This window comes from Streptomyces sp. NPDC058092 (assembly GCF_042884935.1).
Classification (GTDB): Bacteria; Actinomycetota; Actinomycetes; order Streptomycetales; family Streptomycetaceae; genus Streptomyces.
The window spans coordinates 75,499-94,352 of sequence record NZ_JBHVSY010000012.1; the positions used below are offsets into that span (position 1 = coordinate 75,499).

16 protein-coding genes are annotated in these 18,854 nt (G+C 71.4%); 10 read left to right on the plus strand and 6 right to left on the minus strand.

What is annotated here, in order from left to right; all coding sequences use genetic code 11:
• The first annotated feature begins 99 nt into the window (after window positions 1-99).
• The 3 genes from ACFVV1_RS21005 to ACFVV1_RS21015 all read left to right on the plus strand — a co-directional run bounded on the left by ACFVV1_RS21005 (window position 100) and on the right by ACFVV1_RS21015 (window position 4,328).
• Entirely contained in the window at window positions 100-675 is a 576-nt protein-coding gene (locus tag ACFVV1_RS21005; protein ID WP_389991129.1) for a TerD family protein, read from the plus strand.
• 341 nt (window positions 676-1,016) lie between these two features.
• Complete coding sequence (locus tag ACFVV1_RS21010) at window positions 1,017-2,519, plus strand: M4 family metallopeptidase (protein WP_389991550.1); 1,503 nt, start codon at window positions 1,017-1,019, stop codon at window positions 2,517-2,519.
• 228 nt (window positions 2,520-2,747) lie between these two features.
• Window positions 2,748-4,328, plus strand: a complete 1,581-nt coding sequence (locus tag ACFVV1_RS21015; RefSeq protein WP_389991132.1) for a M4 family metallopeptidase — start codon at window positions 2,748-2,750, stop codon at window positions 4,326-4,328.
• 34 nt (window positions 4,329-4,362) lie between these two features.
• Here ACFVV1_RS21015 and ACFVV1_RS21020 read toward each other — a convergent pair whose 3' ends face one another.
• Together ACFVV1_RS21020 and ACFVV1_RS21025 are read right to left on the minus strand one after the other, a co-directional pair.
• Window positions 4,363-5,772, minus strand: coding sequence for a M1 family metallopeptidase (locus tag ACFVV1_RS21020; protein WP_389991134.1), 1,410 nt, complete (start codon window positions 5,770-5,772; stop codon window positions 4,363-4,365).
• Window positions 5,773-5,839: 67 nt separating this feature from the next.
• Window positions 5,840-6,397, minus strand: a complete 558-nt coding sequence (locus tag ACFVV1_RS21025; RefSeq protein WP_389991137.1) for a heme-binding protein — start codon at window positions 6,395-6,397, stop codon at window positions 5,840-5,842.
• Between the two features lie 334 nt (window positions 6,398-6,731).
• On the opposite strand from ACFVV1_RS21025, the gene ACFVV1_RS21030 reads away from it, so the two are divergent.
• Both ACFVV1_RS21030 and ACFVV1_RS21035 read left to right on the plus strand, forming a co-directional pair.
• The gene (locus ACFVV1_RS21030; RefSeq protein ID WP_389991553.1) at window positions 6,732-8,006 is read left to right on the plus strand and encodes a histidine kinase; all 1,275 of its coding nucleotides are present in this window, start codon (window positions 6,732-6,734) and stop codon (window positions 8,004-8,006) included.
• Window positions 8,003-8,632 (plus strand): response regulator, encoded by a 630-nt coding sequence (locus ACFVV1_RS21035; protein WP_389991140.1) that lies wholly within the window; start codon window positions 8,003-8,005, stop codon window positions 8,630-8,632. Before ACFVV1_RS21030 ends, ACFVV1_RS21035 begins: the two co-directional genes overlap by 4 nt.
• Window position 8,633: 1 nt before the next feature.
• Here ACFVV1_RS21035 and ACFVV1_RS21040 read toward each other — a convergent pair whose 3' ends face one another.
• Complete coding sequence (locus ACFVV1_RS21040) at window positions 8,634-8,882, minus strand: hypothetical protein (RefSeq protein WP_389991143.1); 249 nt, start codon at window positions 8,880-8,882, stop codon at window positions 8,634-8,636.
• A gap of 189 nt (window positions 8,883-9,071) precedes the next feature.
• Here ACFVV1_RS21040 and ACFVV1_RS21045 point away from each other — a divergent pair, with 189 nt between their 5' ends.
• A complete protein-coding gene (locus ACFVV1_RS21045; RefSeq protein ID WP_389991146.1) occupies window positions 9,072-9,569 on the plus strand; it encodes a hypothetical protein in 498 nt (165 codons plus the stop codon).
• A gap of 22 nt (window positions 9,570-9,591) precedes the next feature.
• Here ACFVV1_RS21045 and ACFVV1_RS21050 read toward each other — a convergent pair whose 3' ends face one another.
• From ACFVV1_RS21050 to ACFVV1_RS21060, 3 genes are read right to left on the minus strand one after another with little or no spacing between them, the layout of a single operon-like run.
• On the minus strand, window positions 9,592-10,269 hold the full coding sequence (locus tag ACFVV1_RS21050; protein WP_389991149.1) for a pentapeptide repeat-containing protein: 678 nt from the start codon (window positions 10,267-10,269) through the stop codon (window positions 9,592-9,594).
• A 49-nt stretch (window positions 10,270-10,318) separates the two neighbouring features.
• Complete coding sequence (locus ACFVV1_RS21055) at window positions 10,319-10,795, minus strand: GNAT family N-acetyltransferase (protein WP_389991152.1); 477 nt, start codon at window positions 10,793-10,795, stop codon at window positions 10,319-10,321.
• 31 nt (window positions 10,796-10,826) lie between these two features.
• A complete protein-coding gene (locus tag ACFVV1_RS21060; protein ID WP_389991556.1) occupies window positions 10,827-11,744 on the minus strand; it encodes an aminoglycoside phosphotransferase family protein in 918 nt (305 codons plus the stop codon).
• 24 nt (window positions 11,745-11,768) lie between these two features.
• On the opposite strand from ACFVV1_RS21060, the gene ACFVV1_RS21065 reads away from it, so the two are divergent.
• The 4 genes from ACFVV1_RS21065 to ACFVV1_RS21080 all read left to right on the plus strand — a co-directional run bounded on the left by ACFVV1_RS21065 (window position 11,769) and on the right by ACFVV1_RS21080 (window position 18,818).
• Window positions 11,769-12,449, plus strand: coding sequence for a rhomboid-like protein (locus ACFVV1_RS21065; RefSeq protein WP_389991155.1), 681 nt, complete (start codon window positions 11,769-11,771; stop codon window positions 12,447-12,449).
• A gap of 61 nt (window positions 12,450-12,510) precedes the next feature.
• On the plus strand, window positions 12,511-13,911 hold the full coding sequence (locus tag ACFVV1_RS21070) for an NAD(P)/FAD-dependent oxidoreductase (protein ID WP_389991158.1): 1,401 nt from the start codon (window positions 12,511-12,513) through the stop codon (window positions 13,909-13,911).
• Window positions 13,912-14,241: 330 nt separating this feature from the next.
• Window positions 14,242-17,550: a right-handed parallel beta-helix repeat-containing protein gene (locus ACFVV1_RS21075; RefSeq protein ID WP_389991161.1), complete on the plus strand. Its 3,309-nt coding sequence runs from the start codon at window positions 14,242-14,244 to the stop codon at window positions 17,548-17,550.
• A gap of 77 nt (window positions 17,551-17,627) precedes the next feature.
• Complete coding sequence (locus ACFVV1_RS21080) at window positions 17,628-18,818, plus strand: S8 family serine peptidase (RefSeq protein ID WP_389991163.1); 1,191 nt, start codon at window positions 17,628-17,630, stop codon at window positions 18,816-18,818.
• Window positions 18,819-18,854: the final 36 nt, after the last annotated feature.

The window sequence follows — 18,854 nt, forward strand, 5'->3', positions numbered from 1 at the left end:
AGGGAGCAGGAACCTCCTGGTCCCTTGTCCGCGTTATGACCTGTGACGGTAGCTTCGTGATGGCATGAAGCCCGCACTCGACGATGAAAGGGACTTCCCATGGCTGTAAGCCTGTCCAAGGGCGGCAACGTCTCGCTCACCAAGGAGGCCCCGGGCCTGACCGCCGTCACGGTCGGCCTCGGCTGGGACGTCCGCACCACCACCGGTACCGACTTCGACCTCGACGCCTCGGCGATCGCGGTCAACCCGGCCGGCAAGGTCGTCTCCGACAGCCACTTCATCTTCTTCAACAACAAGTCGACGCCGGATCAGACCATCGTCCACACCGGTGACAACGTCACGGGCCAGGGCGAGGGCGACGACGAGCAGATCAACGTCAACCTGGCGGGCCTGCCGGCCGACGTCGACAAGATCGTCTTCCCGGTCTCGATCTACGACGCCGAGACCCGCAGCCAGAACTTCGGCCAGGTGCGCAACGCGTTCATCCGCATCATCAACCAGGCCGGAGGCACCGAGATTGCCCGCTACGACCTGAGCGAGGACGCCGCCACCGAGACCGCCATGGTCTTCGGCGAGCTCTACCGCAACGGCGCGGAGTGGAAGTTCCGCGCCGTCGGTCAGGGTTACGCCTCGGGTCTGCGTGGCATCGCCCAGGACTTCGGCGTCAACCTCTGACCTACGGCGTCAGCCTCTGAGCTACCACGTCAGCCTCTGACGCGAGAGCTCGTCCCGGGAACCCCCCGACCGTCACGGCCGGGGGGTTTCGCGTGCGCCGACCGGGTTCGATCCCGGCCCGTTCCGCACAAGTACTCTGCGAACAACCCCAGTTGACCGCATAGCGAACACCGGGTTACCGCCTTCGGACACGATCCGGTCAAGAGATTGACCGACCACTGTCAAATTTGCGGCGACCGGTGCCACTCTCTCCGGGCCCCCCTCACGAAACGTGTGTGCCAAGTGAAGGAGACCGAGTGAGAATCGCTCTGCGTACTGCTGCGATCGCCGCGTCCGCCGCCATGGTCGTCGTCGGAGTACAGGCAGGTTCGGCAGGTGCCGCCCCGGACCGTGCGGCCGGCGCCACCGCCCTGCCGCTCAGCGCCTCTCAGCGCGCCACGGCCATCAAGGAAGCCCAGGGCCGGGCCGCTTCCGTCGCCGCGCAGATCAAGCTGGGCGGCAAGGAGAAGCTCGTCGTCCGCGATGTGATCAAGGACGCCGACGGCACCGTACACACCCGCTACGAGCGCACCTACGACGGACTGCCCGTGCTCGGTGGCGACCTCGTCACCCACGCCAGGAAGGACGGCTCCCTCAAGGGGGTGTCCCGGGCGACGTCGGCCGCGATATCCGTGGCGTCGTCGGACGCCACCGTCAGTGCCGAGGCCGGTGCGCGGAAGGTGATCTGGGCCGCCACCGGAAAGCCCGCGCTCGCGTACGAGAACGTGGTCAGGGGCACCCAGCCGGACGGGACGCCCAGCGAGCGCCACGTCGTCACCGACGCCACCAGTGGCAAGGAGCTCTACGCGTACGAGGCCATCGACACGGGGTCCGGAACCAGCCAGTACAGCGGCACCGTTCCCCTCGGAACCACGGCCTCCGGGTCCGGTTACAGCCTGACCGACGGCGGTCGCGGCAGCCACACCACGTACGATCTGAACGGCGGCACCTCCGGCACCGGGACCCTCTTCACCGACGCCGACGACCTCTGGGGCAACGGTCTGGCCACCAACCGCCAGACCGCCGCCGTCGACGCCCACTACGGCGCCGCCACGACCTGGGACTTCTACAAGAACGAGCTGGGCCGCAACGGCATCGCCGGCGACGGCAAGGCCGCGTACTCCCGGGTCCACTACGGCAACGCGTACGTCAACGCCTTCTGGTCGGACAGCTGCTTCTGCATGACGTACGGCGACGGTTCGGGCAACCTCAAGCCGCTCACCTCGCTGGATGTCGCCGGACACGAAATGAGCCACGGCCTGACCGCCTCCACCGCCGGACTGAAGTACAGCCGTGAGTCGGGCGGGCTCAACGAGGCGACCAGCGACATGTTCGGCACCGCGGTCGAGTTCTACGCCGACAACAGCAGCGACAGCGGCGACTACCTCATCGGCGAGAAGATCGACATCAGGGGCAACGGCACCCCGCTGCGCTACATGGACAAGCCGAGCAAGGACGGCGCCTCGGCCGACTACTGGTCGAAGACGGTCGGCCGGCTCGACGTCCACTACTCGTCCGGGCCCGCCAACCACTTCTTCTACCTGCTGTCGGAGGGCAGCGGCGCGAAGACGGTCAACGGCGTCTCCTACAACTCCCCGACCTCCAACGGCTCCACCGTCACGGGGATCGGGCGCGCCAAGGCCGTCCAGATCTGGTACAAGGCGCTCACCACGTACATGACGTCGTCCACCGACTACGCCGCGGCCCGCGCCGCCACCCTCAAGGCGGCGACCGATCTGTACGGGGCGGGCAGCCCGGAGTACGCGGCCGTCGCCGCCGCCTGGTCGGGGATCAACGTCAACTAGGCAACCAAGCAGCCCAGTAGATGAGCGGTACGCCGCGTCCGGCCGGTCCTCGGGACCGGCCGGACGCGGCGTCAGTTCCTGCCGCCGAATGGCGAACACGGACGAACCCCATTCGGACAAGAAGTGGTCAAAAAAATGTGAGGTCTTTGTTAGTACACCGTCAATTTCGCTCATTCGGTGGCACGCTCTCGGCTCGTAACCCCCCACGGAACGAGCAACGGAGAACGCATGACCCCCCACATGAACACCCGTCGCGCCGCAGCCCTGGCCGCCGTGGCCGCGATGGTCGTCGTCGGCGTCCAGACCGGTGCGGCCAACGCCGCACCCGACAACGGCAACGCCGGCCCCTCCGCCACTCGCAGCGTCGTCCCCTTCGGCGCGAACAACGCCTCGCAGCGCACCGCCGCCATCAAGTCGGCGCAGACCGGCGCCTCCTCGACCGCCGAGTCGCTCGGGCTCGGCAGCCAGGAGAAGCTGATCGTCCGTGATGTGATCAAGGACGCCGACGGCACCGTCCACACCCGCTACGAGCGCACCTACGCCGGACTCCCGGTCCTCGGCGGCGACCTCGTCACCCACACCGCCCGCGGCGGAAAGCTCAAGGGCGTCACCAAGGCGACCAGGGCCCGGATATCGGTGCCGTCGACGACGGCGGAGATCAAGACCGCGGCAGCCGCCCGCAAGGTGATCTGGGCGGGCGGCTCCAAGCCCGTCCTCGCCTTCGAGACGGTGAAGACCGGGGTGCAGAAGGACGGCACGCCCAGCAGGCTGCACATCATCACCGACGCGGCCACCGGCAAGAAGCTCCAGAGCTACGAGGCGATCGAGACCGGCGTCGGCAACAGCCAGTACAGCGGCCGGGTCGACCTGACGACCACCGCGGCCGGCTCCGGATTCGAGCTGACCGACGGCGACCGCGGCGGCCACCAGACGTACGACCTCAACCAGGGCGAGAGCGGCACCGGTGACCTCGTCACGGACGACGACGACACCTGGGGCGACGGCACCGGCAACGACCGCCAGACCGCCGCCGTCGACGCCGCCTACGGCGCCGCGAAGACCTGGGACTTCTACAAGTCGGCGTTCGGCCGCGACGGCATCGCCGGTGACGGCAAGGCCGCCTACTCGCGGGTCCACTACGGCGACGCGTACGTCAACGCGTTCTGGGACGACAGCTGCTTCTGCATGACGTACGGCGACGGCGCCGACAACAAGAGCGCGCTGACCGCTCTCGACGTCGCGGGCCACGAGATGAGCCACGGCCTGACCGCGTCGACCGCCAACCTCGACTACTTCGGGGAGTCCGGCGGTCTGAACGAGGCGACCAGCGACATCCTCGGCACCTCGGTCGAGTTCGCCGCCGACAACAGCACGGACGTCGGCGACTACCTCATCGGCGAGAAGATCGACATCAACGGCGACGGCACCCCGCTGCGCTACATGGACGAGCCGAGCAAGGACGGCGGCTCCGCGGACTACTGGGACAGCAGCGTCGGCGACCTCGACGTGCACTACTCCTCCGGCGTCGCCAACCACTTCTTCTACCTGCTGTCCGAGGGCAGCGGCGCGAAGACGATCAACGGCGTCGACTACGACTCCCCGACCATCGACGGCTCCACGGTCACCGGCATCGGCCGGGACAAGGCCGTCCAGATCTGGTACAAGGCCCTCGCCGAGTACATGACGTCGACCACCGACTACGCGGCCGCCCGCACGGCGACCGAGAAGGCGGCGACCGATCTGTACGGGGCCGACAGCGCCGAGCTCGCGGCCGTCGACGCCGCCTGGAGCGGCGTCAATGTGAAGTAGCGCCACTGCCGTACTTCTTGTACGCGGGAGCCGGTCAGCCCTTCGAGGCGGGCCGGCTCTTCCCGTACAGCCAGGTGTCCCACAGCGCCGTCAGATCCTGCCCGGTCGTCTTCTCCACGTACGCGGTGAAGTCGGCGGTCGAGGCGTTGCCGTGCCGGTGGGCCTTCGTCCAGCCCTTCACGAGCGCGAAGAAACGCTCGTCGTCGTCCACAGCCTGCCGGATCTTGTGGATGACCATCGCCCCGCGTCCGTACACCGGTGCCTTCGAGATGTAAGCGGCCGTCGGCGGATCGGCGGGCGGGAAGGCCCAGTTGTCGTCGTTCTCGAAGGCCGCGTCGAACCGGCCCTGGACCGGCCTGCCCTCCTTGTCGTCCTCCCACAGCCACTCCGCGTAGGTCGCGAAACCCTCGTTGAGCCACATGTCCCGCCAGCTCTCGGGCGTGACCGAGTCCCCGAACCACTGGTGGGACATCTCGTGGACGAGGAGCCCGGCGTCCGGCGTGCCGGGGAAGAACGGCCGGTTCTGGGTCTCCAGGGCGTATCCGGAGTCCCCGGGACGCCCGACGATCGCCCCCGTCGCGGAGAAGGGGTACGGGCCGAAACGTTCCGCCTCCCACTTCACGACCTCGGGGACCCGGGCGAGAATCCGCGCGCTCCGCGCCGCCACCGACGCGTCGGCGGCGCTGAACACCTTGATGCCGTCCGGGGTGGTCGACGTCTTCGTGTCGAAACGGCCGATGGCGACCGTCACGAGGTAGCTCGCCATCGGTTCGGCGACGTGCCAGTGGTACGTGGCGGTGCCGCCCGCGGTCCTACGGGACGTCAGCTCGCCGTTGGAGACGGCCGTCAGACTCTTCGGGACGGTGACGGTGATGTCGTACGACGCCTTGTCGCTCGGGTGGTTGTTGCCGGGGAACCAGGCCATGGAACCCGTCGGTTCACCGAGCGCGACCGATCCGTCCGCCGTCCTCAGCCAGCCCTCCTTCGACGTGTCGGGGTCGGTGAGCGTCCGCGGAGTGCCGGAGTAGCGGACGACCGTACGAAACGTCCTGCCCTTGCGGAGCCGGCTCCCGACGCCGGCGTCGGGGCGCAGCGTCAGCTCGTGGCCCGCCCGGTTGACGGCGGCCGGGCGGCCCTCGACGGTCGCGGACCGGACGGTGAGCCCGGCGAGGTCGAGGTTGAACGCGCTGAGGTCCTGGGTGGCGCGCGCGGTGATCGTGGCGGTGCCGCTCAGGTGGTGGGCGGCCGGGTCGACGTCGAGGACGAGGTCGTAGTGCGTGACGTCGTAGCCGCCGTTGCCGAGCTTCGGGAAGTACGGGTCGCGCAGACCGGCGGCGCCGGGGGTGCCCTCGACGCCGCCGGCGCAGCCGGTGGAGGTCGTCAGAACCAGCAGGACGAGGACGGCGGCGCGCACCGTTCGGCGTACTGGTGTTCGCTGATTCACGCCTGCGATCCTAGGCCGACCCCAGGGGCGGAACCTCTGAACACCGGTACGTCGGCACGGCGGGAACCTACTTCGCGAGGGCGGCGGCGCCGGCGTTCGCGAACTTCTCGTCGAGGTCGCCGCTGGGGGCTCCGGCCACGCCGATGCCGGCGATCGGCGCGCCCTTGGTGGTGACCGGGGCGCCGCCCGCGAGGAACAGGGTGCCGGGGATGTCCTTGAGGTTCGGGGCCTGCTCCAGGCGCTTGGCCAGCTCGGAGGTGGGCGCGTTCCAGGAGACGGCGGTGTACGCCTTCTTCACGGCCGACTCGTACGCCTGCGGGCCCGCTCCGTCGCCGCGCAGCGTGACGATGGTGTTGCCGTTGCGGTCGACGACCGCGACGGAGACGCGCTGGTTCTCCTTCTGCGCGGCGTCGAGGGCGGCCTGCGCGGCCTTGGTGGCGGCGGCCACGGTCAGGTGGGTGGTCTGCTGGAGGTTCCGGTTCGCGGCGTCGGCCTCGACGGCGGCGGCGGGTGCGGCGGCCGGGGCGGAGGCGTTGGCGGACATGGCGCCGAAGGTTCCGGCGCCGAGGGCTGCGGCGACAACGGCACCGGTCAGGACGCGAGTGCGCAGCGACGGCTTCTTCATGGTGGGCTCCTTCGGCAGCGGTGCGGTGGTTGAACTGCATGAGCCCGTTCGGCTCTGCCATCGATCCTCCTGCCGTGTCCGGGGCCGTACGGTCGACGAACCGGCTCGACGCCGAGCGCGGGACGGCCGACGGTCCCATCGGCCGATCGGTTGATGCGGGGGTGGTCGGCCGGGGTGACCATGGATGTGTTCGTGCAGGTCAGCAGCGCTGATGACGGTGAGGAGCGAGGGGTACGAGGTGGAGCACCGACGAACCCGGCCGGCACGCGGCACCGTCACCGGGCGGACCGGCGGCTCCGGGGCGCGCCTGAGCAGGAACGGTGGCGGCGCCGGCGTGAGCGGATACGAGGGCGGCTCGGGGGCCGGCGGGGGCGGGAACGGCGGCTCCGGGGCCGGTGACCCGGATGCGCGCCGGCTCACGCTGCTGATGCATGCCGCGTTCTTCCTGCTGCTCGGCGCCTCGCTCGCCCGCTTCCTGCTGCGGCACCCCGGCGAGGCCCGCACCCCGTGGATCATCGCGCTGTCCGTCGCCCTGGCGGTGCTGTACGTGCTCGGGCCGGTGCTCGGTTCGCGTCCGACGCCGCGCAGTGTGGTGTGGCTGGGGGTGCTGGTCGCCGTGTGGATGGTGCTGGTCGTCCTCGCGCCGAGCTTCGCGTGGTGCGCGGTCCCGCTGTTCTACACCGGGCTGCGGATCCTTCCGCCACGCGCGGCGCTCGTGCTCGTCGCCCTGCTCACCGTGTTCGTCGTCGCCGCGCAACTGCGGCTGGCCCACGGTTTCGACCCGAACCTGGTGCTGGCCCCGCCCGCGGTGGCGGCCGTCGCGACAGCGGTCTTCGTCCACATGCAGCGGCAGGCCGTGCGCCAGCGCGAACTGTCCGAGCGGCAGGGCGAACTGATCGACGACCTGCTGCGCACCCGCCGCGAACTGGCCGCCACCGAGCGGCGCGAGGGAACCCTCGCCGAGCGCCAGCGGCTCTCGATGGAGATCCACGACACCCTCGCGCAGGGCCTGTCCAGCCAGCAGATGCTGCTCCAGGCCGCCGACCGCACCTGGGGCGCCGACCCGGCGACCGCCCGCCGCCATGTCCGTACGGCGACGGGCATCGCGGAACGCAATCTCGCCGAGGCCCGCCGCTTCGTCCACGACCTGGCCCCGGCCGATCTCGCGGAGGGCGGCGGTCTGGAGGCGGCCCTGCACGCGCTGGCCGCACGCGAGACGGCCCAGGCGCAGGGGCGGCTCACCGTCCGCTGCCACGTGGAGGGCGAGCGGCACACCGCACTGCCCGACCGGGTGCAGTCCGCGCTGCTGCGCATCGCACAGGGGGCGCTGGCCAATGTGCGGGAACACGCGCACGCGACGGAGGCCGCGCTGACGCTGACCCATCTCGACGACCGGGTCGTCCTGGACATCGCCGACAACGGGCGGGGCTTCACGCCCGCCGGCCACACCGGGGCGGCCACCGGTGGCGTACGCGGGCACGGGCTGCCCGCGATGCGTGCCAGGCTCCACCAGCTCGGCGGCACACTGACGATCGAGTCGGCACCCGGCGAGGGTACGGTCCTGTCCGCCGCCGTCCCCCTCACCCCCGCCCCGGAGGACCTCGCATGAACGCGACGCCGCCCGTACGCATCCTGCTCTGCGACGACCACGCCGTCGTACGCGCCGGACTGCTCGCCCTCCTCGGCAGCGAACCGGACATCGAGGTCGTCGGGGAGGCCGGCAGCGGTGAGGAGGCCGTCGCCCTGGCCGCCAAACTCGCCCCGGACGTCGTTCTGATGGACCTCCAGCTCGGCGAGGGCATCGACGGCGTCGAGGCGACCCGCCGGATCGCTGCCACGGACGCCCACGTCCTGGTCCTCACCACATACGACACGGACGCCGACATCACCCGTGCCATCGAGGCGGGCGCCACCGGCTACCTGCTGAAGGCCGAGCGCCCGGAGGAACTGTTCGCCGCGATCCGCTCGGCCGCGCAGGGCCGCACGACGCTCTCGCCGCCCGTGGCCAGCCGCGTCATGGCCCGCATGCGCAAGCCCCGGCCCACCCTGACCGACCGTGAACGCGACATCCTGGCCCAGCTCTCCCAAGGCCTGGGCAACCGGGACATCGCCCGCGCCCTGTTCATCAGCGAGGCCACGGTCAAGACCCACCTGGGCCGCATCTACGACAAACTCGGCGTCGACACCCGCGCGGGCGCCGTCGCCGTGGCGAAGGAGCAGCGGCTGCTGCCGTAGATCACCCTTCCGGAACGAAGAGGTCGTCGGCCGTCTGCACCGTGAACGCGCGATCGGCCCAGGTACCGAGCACCCGCAGGTCCTGGCAGGAGCTGATCCGTTCCCTGACCGCGTCATCCACGAGCACCCCACGGTGGTCCAGCGTCCGCAGCACGCTCAGAGCCCGTTCCCTCGCGGTGCCCTCTTCCCGCCCCTCATCGCGGAAACTCTCGGCGACGATGCCGCGGAAGTGGCTGAGGCTCGTACTCATCACATTCCTCCAGATCTCGCGGGCAGGGGTGTCACCCGGACCGGCCTCGGTGAATTCGGCGAAGACCGCCGCAATGAACAAAAATGTGCGTGCAGCATGTGCCAAAGAGCGGGATTCGCCGCCCATCACCCGGCCGAGCGATCGGCCGCCGCGGCGTTGACGCGTCTGCGGGCATGACACCATCGAACTGTGCTCGACATCGGCTACTCCCTCTCCCGACGCTTCCCCGATCCCCCGCAGACCGACTACCGCCGCGCGGACGTCCACGCCCTGCGGCACGATCTGTTCTCCGGGGACGTCTACCTCGCGGACACCAAGGCGGACCGCGAGGTGTCCACAGCCTGGGGATGGGTGCCGGTGCTCGACTTCGCGTGGGCGCTGTGCGACATCGTCGAGCAGATCGACCAGGACCCGCGCGGCAACCGCTCGCACCGGCAGCAGTTCGCCGAGCTGGACTTCACCGAGTCGTCCGACCGGATGCTCTTCGAGCGCCGCTTCGGCTGGGTCGACGTCGAGGCCGACTGGATGCCCGGCGACGAGCCCCCGCTCACCTTCAGTCACTCGCTGCTGCGCCGCGAGGCCCGCGACTTCCTGCACGATCTGATCGCCGACCTCGCCGACATGCACGACGGTCTCGCCGACAACCCCGTGATCTGGGACCTCCAGGCCCGCTTCCCCCGGGTCTGACCCCCTGCCCCCGCTCGGGCGGCTACGCCTCCACCCGCACCCCGATCTGCGCCGCGAACGCCGGTGCCAGCTCCATCAGCTGCGCCGGGCTGATCACCGCACCCGCCAGCCGCTCCACTCCGCGCGCGATGTCCAGCTCCGCGACCGTCCGCAGGTCCACCGCCTCCATCCGCACGGAACTGAAGTCGGCCCGCTTCAGCACACAGTCGCGGAACTCCACCCGCACCAGCTGCGCATCCCCGAAATCCGGCTCGGACAGCACACAGCTCTCGAACACCACGTCCTTCAGCCGCGCCTTCCGCAGATTCAGGTAGTCGATCTTCCCGCCGCGCACCAGCACCCGTTCCAGCACCGCGCCGTGCAGCTGCACCCCGCCCAGCCGCGCGTCCAGCACCTCCACGTCACGCAGTGACGCCCCGGCGAGATCGGTGCCCACCCCCCGTACGCCCGTCAGCACCGAGTCGATGAAGCGGGACCTGACCAGCTCCGTACGGTCCAGTGCGCAGCCGTCCAGCGCGCAGTCCATGAATCTGGCCCCCGGACCCGACTCGTCCGCGAGATCCGTCCCCTCGAAGCGCACCCCGTCGTAGTCCCCGTCGGGCTCCAGCCCCTTCCCCTCGTACGGGACCAGCGGCGGCAGCCTCACCTCAGGCCGCCGTGCCGCTGCGATGGTGTCCGTCTTCCTGCTGCTGCGTGCCATGCCCCCATCGTGAACCACGCCACTGACAACGCTCCCTCCCCCACTCGACCTACCGCCCGCCGAGCTCCGCCAGCGCCCCGTCCGTCAGCCGGTACACCGTCCACTCGTCCTGCTGCCGTGCGCCCAGCGACTCGTAGAACGCGATGGACGGGGCGTTCCAGTTCAGCACCGACCACTCCAGACGCTCGTAGCCGCGCTCCACGCAGATCCGCGCCAGCTCCGTCAGCAGTGCCTTCCCGTGCCCGCCGCCACGCCGCTCCGGACGTACGTACAGGTCCTCCAGATAAATACCGTGCACACCGCGCCACGTGGAGAAGTTCAGGAACCAGAGCGCGAAGCCGACCGCCTCGCCGTCCTCGTCCGACTCGGCGATGTGCGCGTACGCGGCGGGTCGCTCGCCGAACAGCGCCTCGTGCAGCTGCTCCTCGGTGGCCTTCGCCTCGTGCAGGGCCTTCTCGTAGTCGGCCAGCTCACGGACCATGGCGTGGATGACGGGGACATCGGCAGGGGTAGCAGTACGAATCATGAGGGCAGCGTAAGCACGGGCGCGTACCCCGCTACGCCCGCCCCAGCAGCTGCCGGGCGATCTCGGCCTGGTGCGGCTCCAGCCGCCGCTCCCCGTCCGACACCTCCCACAGACCGTTCTGCAGCAGCCGCCCCAGCGTCCACGCCCGCGCCCGCTCCCGGTCCAGGCCCAGCGCCCCCGTCATCAGATCGAACCGCCACCGCACCGCCGCCGCGTCGAACCTGTTGACCAGCGCCGGCAGCAGCTCGAACCCCGGATCGCCGACCAGCGGCTTCGGGTCGATGACCACCCACCGGTGCGCCTCCTCCGTCCCGGCCAGCACATTCCCGTAATGCAGGTCCCAGTGCAGCAACCGGTCCCCCGGCTCCCCCGCGACCTCCCGCACCGCCGCCGCGCAGTCCGCCAGCAGCCGCCGCTCCTCCGCGTCCGCCAGCTCCCCCACTGCCACCGGCGCCGCCTCCAGCATCCGCGCCGCGATGTCCCCGAGCCTCCGCAGCCCGCGATCCGCCGGAGCCGGTACGGACGACAGCCGGGCCAGCAGCCCCGCCAGGATCCGCGCCGCCTCCCGCTCGTCCGCCACTGCCGTCAACGAGCGGCGACCATCCAGCCGCTCCAGCAGCAGCGTCCCCGTCGCCGCATCGTGGTCCAGCAGCTCCACGGCCCCCGCGCCCGCCTCGCCCCACACCCGCAGCGCGACCGGCTCCCCCACCGTCTCCTCGTCCACCGGCTGCAGCTTCAACGCCGCCCGGCGACCGTCCGCCACCCGCACGACCGGAAGCACCAGCGCGCACACCCCGTGGAACGCCTCACCGTCCCGCCGGAGCCCCCACCGCTCCAGGAACCCGGCGGCCCGTCCCGGCAGTGCCGCGACGAAGGCCCGTCCGGCCGCTCCGTTGTATGCGGACTGGGTCTCGATCAGCCCGGCCGGAATGTCAATCACGCGGACGATCGTAGCGCCGTGCGTCAATCGGATATGACTCCGAGCAGCCCCGCCCCGCCCACCCGGCGCCGTACCACCGCCGGTTTGTGGATCCGCAGCGTCGGCTCATGGATCCGCAGCGCACCCGGCACCTACATCTGGCTGACCGCACTCTTCGTCACCACCGTCATCATCCACCAGATGTCACCGGACTTCGAAGAGGACTTCCTGCGCCAGCGCTCGACCAACATCCACGAACTCTCCCGGGACCCCCTACGCGTACTGATCACCAGCGCCTTCTGGATCGACAGCGGCCACTGGGTCCCCTACGCCGTCCTCTACACCGTCTTCCACGCCACCGCCGAACGCTGGCTCGGCACCCTGCGCTGGCTCGCCGTCGTCATCGCCGCCCATGTCCTCGCCACCCTCGTCGGCGAAGGCGTCCTCGCCTGGGCCATCCGGCACGGCCACGTACCGCAGTCCGCCGCCAACACGCTCGACATCGGGGTCAGTTACGCGCTCGCGGGCGTCGTCGCCGTCCTCACGTACCGCGTCCCGCAACCCTGGCGGTACGTGTACCTCTTCGCCGTCGTCGTCTTCTACGGCATCCCGCTCATCACCGGCCGCACCTTCACCGACCTCGGCCACTTCACCTCCGTACTCATCGGCCTGGCCTGCTACCCACTGGCAAGGTCCCGGTCCCGGCCGCAGACGAAAGCCCCTCCGGCGCAGTAACCTCCCGCCCCATAGAGAACAGCTGCAACCACGGCTTCACACCGGACAAAGCAGGGGCAACATGAGCACCGTCAGCACCGCCAACGGCGGCATATCGTTCTGGTACGCGGACCAGGGCACCCCCACCCCCCGGGAACCCCTGCCCGGCGACACCACCGCCGACATCTGCATCGTCGGCGGCGGATACACCGGTCTGTGGACCGCCTACTACCTGAAGAAGGCCGTCCCCTTCCTCAACATCACTCTTCTCGAAGCCAAGTTCTGCGGCTACGGCGCCTCCGGGCGCAACGGCGGCTGGCTCTACAACGGCATCGCGGGCCGCGACCGCTACGCGAAACTCCACGGCCACGAAGCCGCCGTACGCCTCCAGCAGGCGATGAACGACACCGTCGGCGAAGTCGTCCGCGTGGCCGCCGAGGAGAACATCGACGCCGACATCCACCGGGGCGGTGTCCTCGAAGTCGCCTACACCCCCGCCCAGCTGGCCCGGCTCAAGGACTTCCACTCCGTCGAGATCGCCTTCGGCGAGAAGGACCGCGTCCTGCGCGGCGCCCGCGAGACCGGCGAACGCATCAACGTCACCGGAGCCGTCGGCTCCACCTGGACCCCGCACGGCGCCCGCCTGCACCCGGTCAAACTCGTCAAGGGCCTCGCCGCCACCGTCGAGGCGCTCGGCGTCACCATCCACGAGTCGACGCCCGTCACCGAGATCAGGCCCAAGCACGCCCACACCCCGTACGGCACGGTCCGCGCCCCGTACATCCTGCGCTGCACCGAGGGCTTCACCGCGAACCTCAAGGGCCACAAGCGCACCTGGCTCCCCATGAACTCCTCGATGATCGCCACCGAGCCGCTGCCCCGGTCCGTCTGGGACACCATCGGCTGGGACGGCCGCGAAACCCTCGGCGACATGGCCCACGCCTACATGTACGCCCAGCGCACCGCCGACGACCGCATCGCACTCGGCGGCCGCGGCGTCCCGTACCGCTACGGCTCCGCCACCGACAATGACGGCCGCACCCGGCCCGCCACCATCGAGGCCCTCCGCGACATCCTCGTCCGCCTCTTCCCGACCACCGCCAAAGCCCGCATCGACCACGCCTGGTCGGGCGTCCTCGGTGTCCCCCGCGACTGGTGCGCCACCGTCACCCTCGACCGCACCACCGGCCTCGGCTGGGCCGGCGGCTACGTCGGCTCGGGCGTCGCCACCACCAACCTCGCCGCCCGCACCCTGCGCGACCTGATCCAGCAGGACTCCGGCCAGTCCGGTCCCACCGGCCTGACCACCCTGCCCTGGGTGAACCACAAGGTCCGCCGCTGGGAGCCGGAACCCTTCCGCTGGCTCGGCGTCCACGGCATGTACGCCGCCTACCGGACCGCCGACCGCCGCGAACTCACCTCGCCCCGCCCCGGCACGGACCTCGTCGCGAAGGCCGCGGACCGGCTGGCGGGGCGGCACTGACCGGATCGTTCCGTTCAGCACGCCGGTTCGCTTCACAGCTCGAGGATGCGACACATCGCCCATGATCGGTCGCCTCGGCCGGAATGTGGACAACGGACGGCGCGGAACCCTGTTCCCGCCGCGGCGGCCGGCCCCTCCCCTTCGGCTCGCTTCCTCCGGATTCCTCACGGACGGTTCCGCACGGACGGTTCTCACCACCGGTTTCCTCACGGACGACGGTGGCGGGCCGTCCGCCCCGGAAGGCATGATGGGCACATCAGTTCCACACGCCCCGGGAGTGAGCGGACGCCGTACAGCGGAACGACGCCGGGGCGCCCGGGAGGTCAGAACGTGTCACGCCAGCTGCTCACCGTCGCGCAGGACGGGGCGGGCGACTTCCGCACCATCTCCGAGGCTCTCCGCATGGCCCGTACCGGAGCCGTGATCAGCATCGCTCCCGGGCGTTACGAGGAGAGCCTCACGCTCGCCACTTCCCTGACGCTGACCACCACCGAGGGCCGCGGCACTGTGGAGTTGGCCCCCCGCAGGGGCTCGGCGCTGACCCTGGCCTGCGACTCGGCCATGGTCAACTCCCTTGTCCTGCGGGGCCACGACGAGGAACTGCCGGTGGTGGACGTCCCGCGTGGGCAGCTCCTGCTCGACCGGTGCGATGTGTACGGCGCCTCCTGGGCGGCGCTGTTCGCCCGGGGCGCCGGCTCGCTGGCGGTGCGTCAGTGCCGGATCGAGAACCCCAAGGGCGCCGGGGTGGTGTCCACTTCGGCGGTGGAGAGCCTCCTGGAGGAGTGCGTCGTCGAGCACCTGGGCACCTCCGCCGTGGTCGCCGGCGAGCGGGGCAACGTCTCGGTGCGCGCGAGCAGACTCCGTGACGCGCGCGGCAACGGCGTCCTCGCCAACGGCCGCGCCCAGGTGCTGGTGGAGACGTGCGAGATCTCCGCCGCCGACAAGCCCGGGGTCGCCGCCGAGGAGGAGAGCACCGTCACCGTGGCGCGGTCCACCGTGACGGACTCGGTGGTGGGCGTGTTCATGAGCACCACCGGCGCGACCGTCCTGGAGGACGTGACCGTACGGAACACCACCGGACACGGGTTCGTGGTCAGCGCCGGTTCCTCGCCCACCCTGCGCCGCTGCCGCACGGAACGGACCGCGGGGCACGGGCTGTTGGTGACGGAGCGCAGCCGCGGCTTGTTCGAGGAGTGCGTGTTCGTCGCCGCCCGGGACTCCGCGATCCGCGTCACCGACTTCTCGTCCCCGGTGCTCACCGGGACCTCGGTCCGTGAGCCGGAGGGCATCGGCGTACTGCTGGAGGAGGACTCCGCCGCGGAGATCGACCGGCTGGAGGTGGTCGGCAGCGGCGGCAGCGGGGTGCTGATCCGCGCAAGTGCCAATCCGCTGCTGCGGCGCACCACCGTGGCGCGCTCCGCGTCGCACGGAGTGGAGGTCCTGGGGGACGGCCGCGGCCGGCTGGAGGACTGCCGGATCGAGGAGTCCGAGGGCGCGGGACTGCACGTGTCCGGGCACGGGAACCTGTACGTCGGGCAGGGCAGGCTGCTGTCCGCGAAGGGCGCCGGTGTGCACGTGGGCGCCCTCGGCACGGTGACCCTGCGCGACACCGAAGTGAGTGACTGCCAGGCCGCGGGGGTCCGCGTCGAGGAGCAGGGCGAACTGACGGCGGCCCGGACGCGGGTGCGGGACGCGGGCGAGCACGGGGTGCTAATCGCGGCAGGCGCGCGGGCGTCCCTGAACTCCTGCGAGGTGACCGGTTCGGCCGCCGACGGCGTCCGGGTGGAGGGCCCGGATCCGGTCTCGGTGATCGGGTGCACCCTGCGGGACAACCGGGGCAGCGGGCTGCGCCAGTCCGTGCCCGGCGACCGGCTCGCGGTGGAACAGCTGACGAGCGCCGACAACGGCGCCCCGGACGCCTGGGGCAGCGCCGCCGAGGCGGCGGCGGCCGGCGACGGCCGGCTGCCGGGCGGGGCGGCCGTCGTGACCGCTGCCGAAGCCGACGCGGAGAGCGGCGCGGTGACGGAGCTGCATTCCTTGATCGGCCTCGACGACGTCAAGGACCAGGTACTGACGCTGATCAACCTGAACCGCATGGCGCAGCGCCGGGCCGGTCTCGGCATGCCGGCTCCGCCGATGAGCCGCCACCTGATCTTCGCGGGCCCCCCGGGCACCGGTAAGACCACGGTGGCCCGCCTCTACGGTTCGATCCTCGCCTCGCTCGGGGTGCTGCGCTCGGGCCATCTGGTGGAGGTCTCCCGGGCCGATCTCGTCGCGCAGATCGTCGGCGGGACGGCGATCAAGACGACGGAGACCTTCAACAAGGCGCTCGGCGGGGTGCTGTTCATCGACGAGGCGTACACGCTCCTGTCGGACTCCGCCGGTTCGGGGGCGGACTTCGGCCGGGAGGCGATCGACACCCTGGTGAAGCTGATGGAGGACCACCGCGAGGACGTCGTGGTGGTGGCGGCCGGCTATCCGAAGGAGATGACGGACTTCCTCGCCTCCAACCCGGGGCTGGCCTCGCGATTCACCCGCAGCGTGGAGTTCTCCGACTACACCTCGCAGGAACTGGTCACCATCGTGGAGCGGATGTGCTCCGCCCACCGTTACGAGCTGGACGGGGAGGCCCGTTCGACGCTGCTCACGCACTTCGAGCGGATGCCCCGTGACGCCGGCTTCGGCAACGGGCGCACCGCGCGGAAGGTCTTCGAGGAGATGGTGGACCGGCAGGCGTCCCGGCTCGCCGCCCGCGGCGATGTCGGCGAGCGCGACCTGACGCTGCTGACCGCCGAGGACGTGGGCCTCCCCCCGGCCGCCGCGGCCGCGGACGACCAGGACCCGCTGCTGCGCCTGGACGCGCTCACCGGTCTGGCCGCGGTCAAGCGCGAGGTGAGCGACCTCGTCAACCTGCTGGCGACGGCGCGGCGCCGGGCCGCGGCCGGGCTGCCGGCCCCCCGGATCAGCAACCACCTCGTGTTCGCCGGCCCGCCCGGTACCGGAAAGACCACGGTGGCCCGCCTGTACGGCGAGCTGCTGGCCTCCCTGGGTGTGCTTCCGCGCGGGCAGCTGGTGGAGGTGGCCCGGGCGGACCTGGTGGGCCGGTACGTCGGACACACGGCGCAGTTGACCAAGGAGGTCTTCCAACGCGCCCTCGGCGGTGTCCTCTTCGTCGACGAGGCGTACACGCTGACACCCGGAGCGGCCGGCTCCTCCTCCGACTTCGGCCAGGAGGCGGTGGACACGCTGCTGAAGCTGATGGAGGACCACCGTGACGAGGTGGTGGTGATCGTGGCCGGTTACACGGAGGAGATGGACCGCTTCCTCAACTCCAACCCGGGTCTGGCCTCGCGTTTCACCCGGCACGTCGAGTTCCCGGACTACTCCTCGGACGAGTTGGTCACCATCGTGCGCCAGAGCGCGGTGGACAACGGCTACGAGTGTGCCCCGGGGGCGGCCTCGGCGCTGCGGACGTACTTCGAGGCGATCCCGCGCGGCCGTACCTTCGGCAACGCCCGTCTGGCGCGTCAGACGCTGGAGGCCATGATGACCCGGCAGGCGCGTCGGCTCAGTGCCGTGGCCGCGCCGAGCCTGGACGATCTGCGGCTGCTGCTGCCCGAGGACCTGCGCGAGAACTGAGCGTACGGGCCGGACCCGTACGCGACCGAGAAGAAGCCCCCGCCCCGCCCGGCGGCGGCCCGAACCGAGGACGTGCCATGCGTCGCCGTACCAGTCTGCTGCTGTGTGTCACCGCCCTCGCGGCGCTGGCCGGACCGGCTCCCCTCGCCGTGGCGCACGTCGCCGAGGACGGCGGCACCACGCTGCCCGGCATGCCCGACCGGCTTTCCGAGGGCCAGGGCTGTACGACCGTGCGGGGCAAGAACACGGCGGCGGCTCCGTGGACCCGGGGCGCCCTGGGGCTGGACCAGGTGTGGCGTCTGTCGCGAGGGCGCGGGGTGACGGTGGCGGTGGTCGGCACCGGGGTGAGCGACCAGCCGGCCGTGCTCGCGGGCCGGGTGCGGGTGCTGGGCGCGGCGGGCGACGACTGCGTGGGCCGGGGCACCTTCCAGGCGGGGCTGGTCGCCGGGGCCGCGCTGTCCGGCCAGGGCTTCTCCGGGGTGGCGCCGGAGGCACGGATCCTGGCCGTGCGGGGCACCGGGGAGCGCGGCGAGCCGGACGCGGAGCGGCTGGCGGCCGGAGTACGGGAGGCCGCCGAGGCCGGTGCGGCCGTCATCACGGTGGCCGTTCCGATGGACGGCTCGGACCGGCGGGTGCGCGAGGCGATGGCCGTGGCCCGCGCGAAGGACGCCCTGGTGATCGTGCCCGCGGCGGCGGACAGCGCACCGTCGGGAACGTCCGAGGCGCCCTCTGCCCCGGTGGCCCCGGCCCAGGCCCTCGCCGTGCTCGACACCGGGCCGCAGGGGACGCGGCCGGAGTCCGCACCGGCCTTCCGGCACGCCGACCTGTCCGCGCCGGGCGGCGCCCTGGTGGGGCCCGGCCCGGTGGGCGACGGCAAGTGGACCGCCTCGGGTTCCTCCCTGGCCGCGGCGATCACCGCGGGCACCGCGGCGCTGGTGCGCTCCTACCACCCCGGTCTGAGCGCTGCCGAGGTGCGCGAACGGCTGCTGACGGGTGCGTATCCGGGGGATCTGCCCGCGCTGGACCCGTACGGGGCGGTCGCCGGGGTCGCCCGTGGCACGGCCCCGGCGGTGGCCGCGCAAGCGGACCCGATCCGGCTGCCCCACGCGCCTCAGACGGCGGGAGCCCGGTCGACGGCCTATCTGGTGACGGCCGCCGCGACGGGGATCGTGGTTCTCGTGGCCTTCCTCGCGCTGGTCCTGCCGCGGGGCCGGGGCCGCCGCTGGCGGCCGGGCAGGCTGGACGCCGAGGGCCGGCCGCTCGCCTGACGGCGCGGTTCCTCCCGTAGTCCCCGCAGGCGTCAG

What these genes read in the sequence shown, in the direction of transcription:
- ACFVV1_RS21005 (WP_389991129.1), top strand. Translation starts at nt 100, where the DNA reads ATGGCTGTAAGCCTGTCCAAGGGCGGCAACGTCTCGCTCACCAAGGAG.
- ACFVV1_RS21010 (WP_389991550.1), top strand. Translation starts at nt 1,017, where the DNA reads ATGGTCGTCGTCGGAGTACAGGCAGGTTCGGCAGGTGCCGCCCCGGAC.
- ACFVV1_RS21015 (WP_389991132.1), top strand. Translation starts at nt 2,748, where the DNA reads ATGACCCCCCACATGAACACCCGTCGCGCCGCAGCCCTGGCCGCCGTG.
- ACFVV1_RS21025 (WP_389991137.1), bottom strand. Translation starts at nt 6,397, where the DNA reads ATGAAGAAGCCGTCGCTGCGCACTCGCGTCCTGACCGGTGCCGTTGTC.
- ACFVV1_RS21035 (WP_389991140.1), top strand. Translation starts at nt 8,003, where the DNA reads ATGAACGCGACGCCGCCCGTACGCATCCTGCTCTGCGACGACCACGCC.
- ACFVV1_RS21040 (WP_389991143.1), bottom strand. Translation starts at nt 8,882, where the DNA reads ATGAGTACGAGCCTCAGCCACTTCCGCGGCATCGTCGCCGAGAGTTTC.
- ACFVV1_RS21050 (WP_389991149.1), bottom strand. Translation starts at nt 10,269, where the DNA reads ATGGCACGCAGCAGCAGGAAGACGGACACCATCGCAGCGGCACGGCGG.
- ACFVV1_RS21055 (WP_389991152.1), bottom strand. Translation starts at nt 10,795, where the DNA reads ATGATTCGTACTGCTACCCCTGCCGATGTCCCCGTCATCCACGCCATG.
- ACFVV1_RS21065 (WP_389991155.1), top strand. Translation starts at nt 11,769, where the DNA reads ATGACTCCGAGCAGCCCCGCCCCGCCCACCCGGCGCCGTACCACCGCC.
- ACFVV1_RS21070 (WP_389991158.1), top strand. Translation starts at nt 12,511, where the DNA reads ATGAGCACCGTCAGCACCGCCAACGGCGGCATATCGTTCTGGTACGCG.
- ACFVV1_RS21080 (WP_389991163.1), top strand. Translation starts at nt 17,628, where the DNA reads ATGCGTCGCCGTACCAGTCTGCTGCTGTGTGTCACCGCCCTCGCGGCG.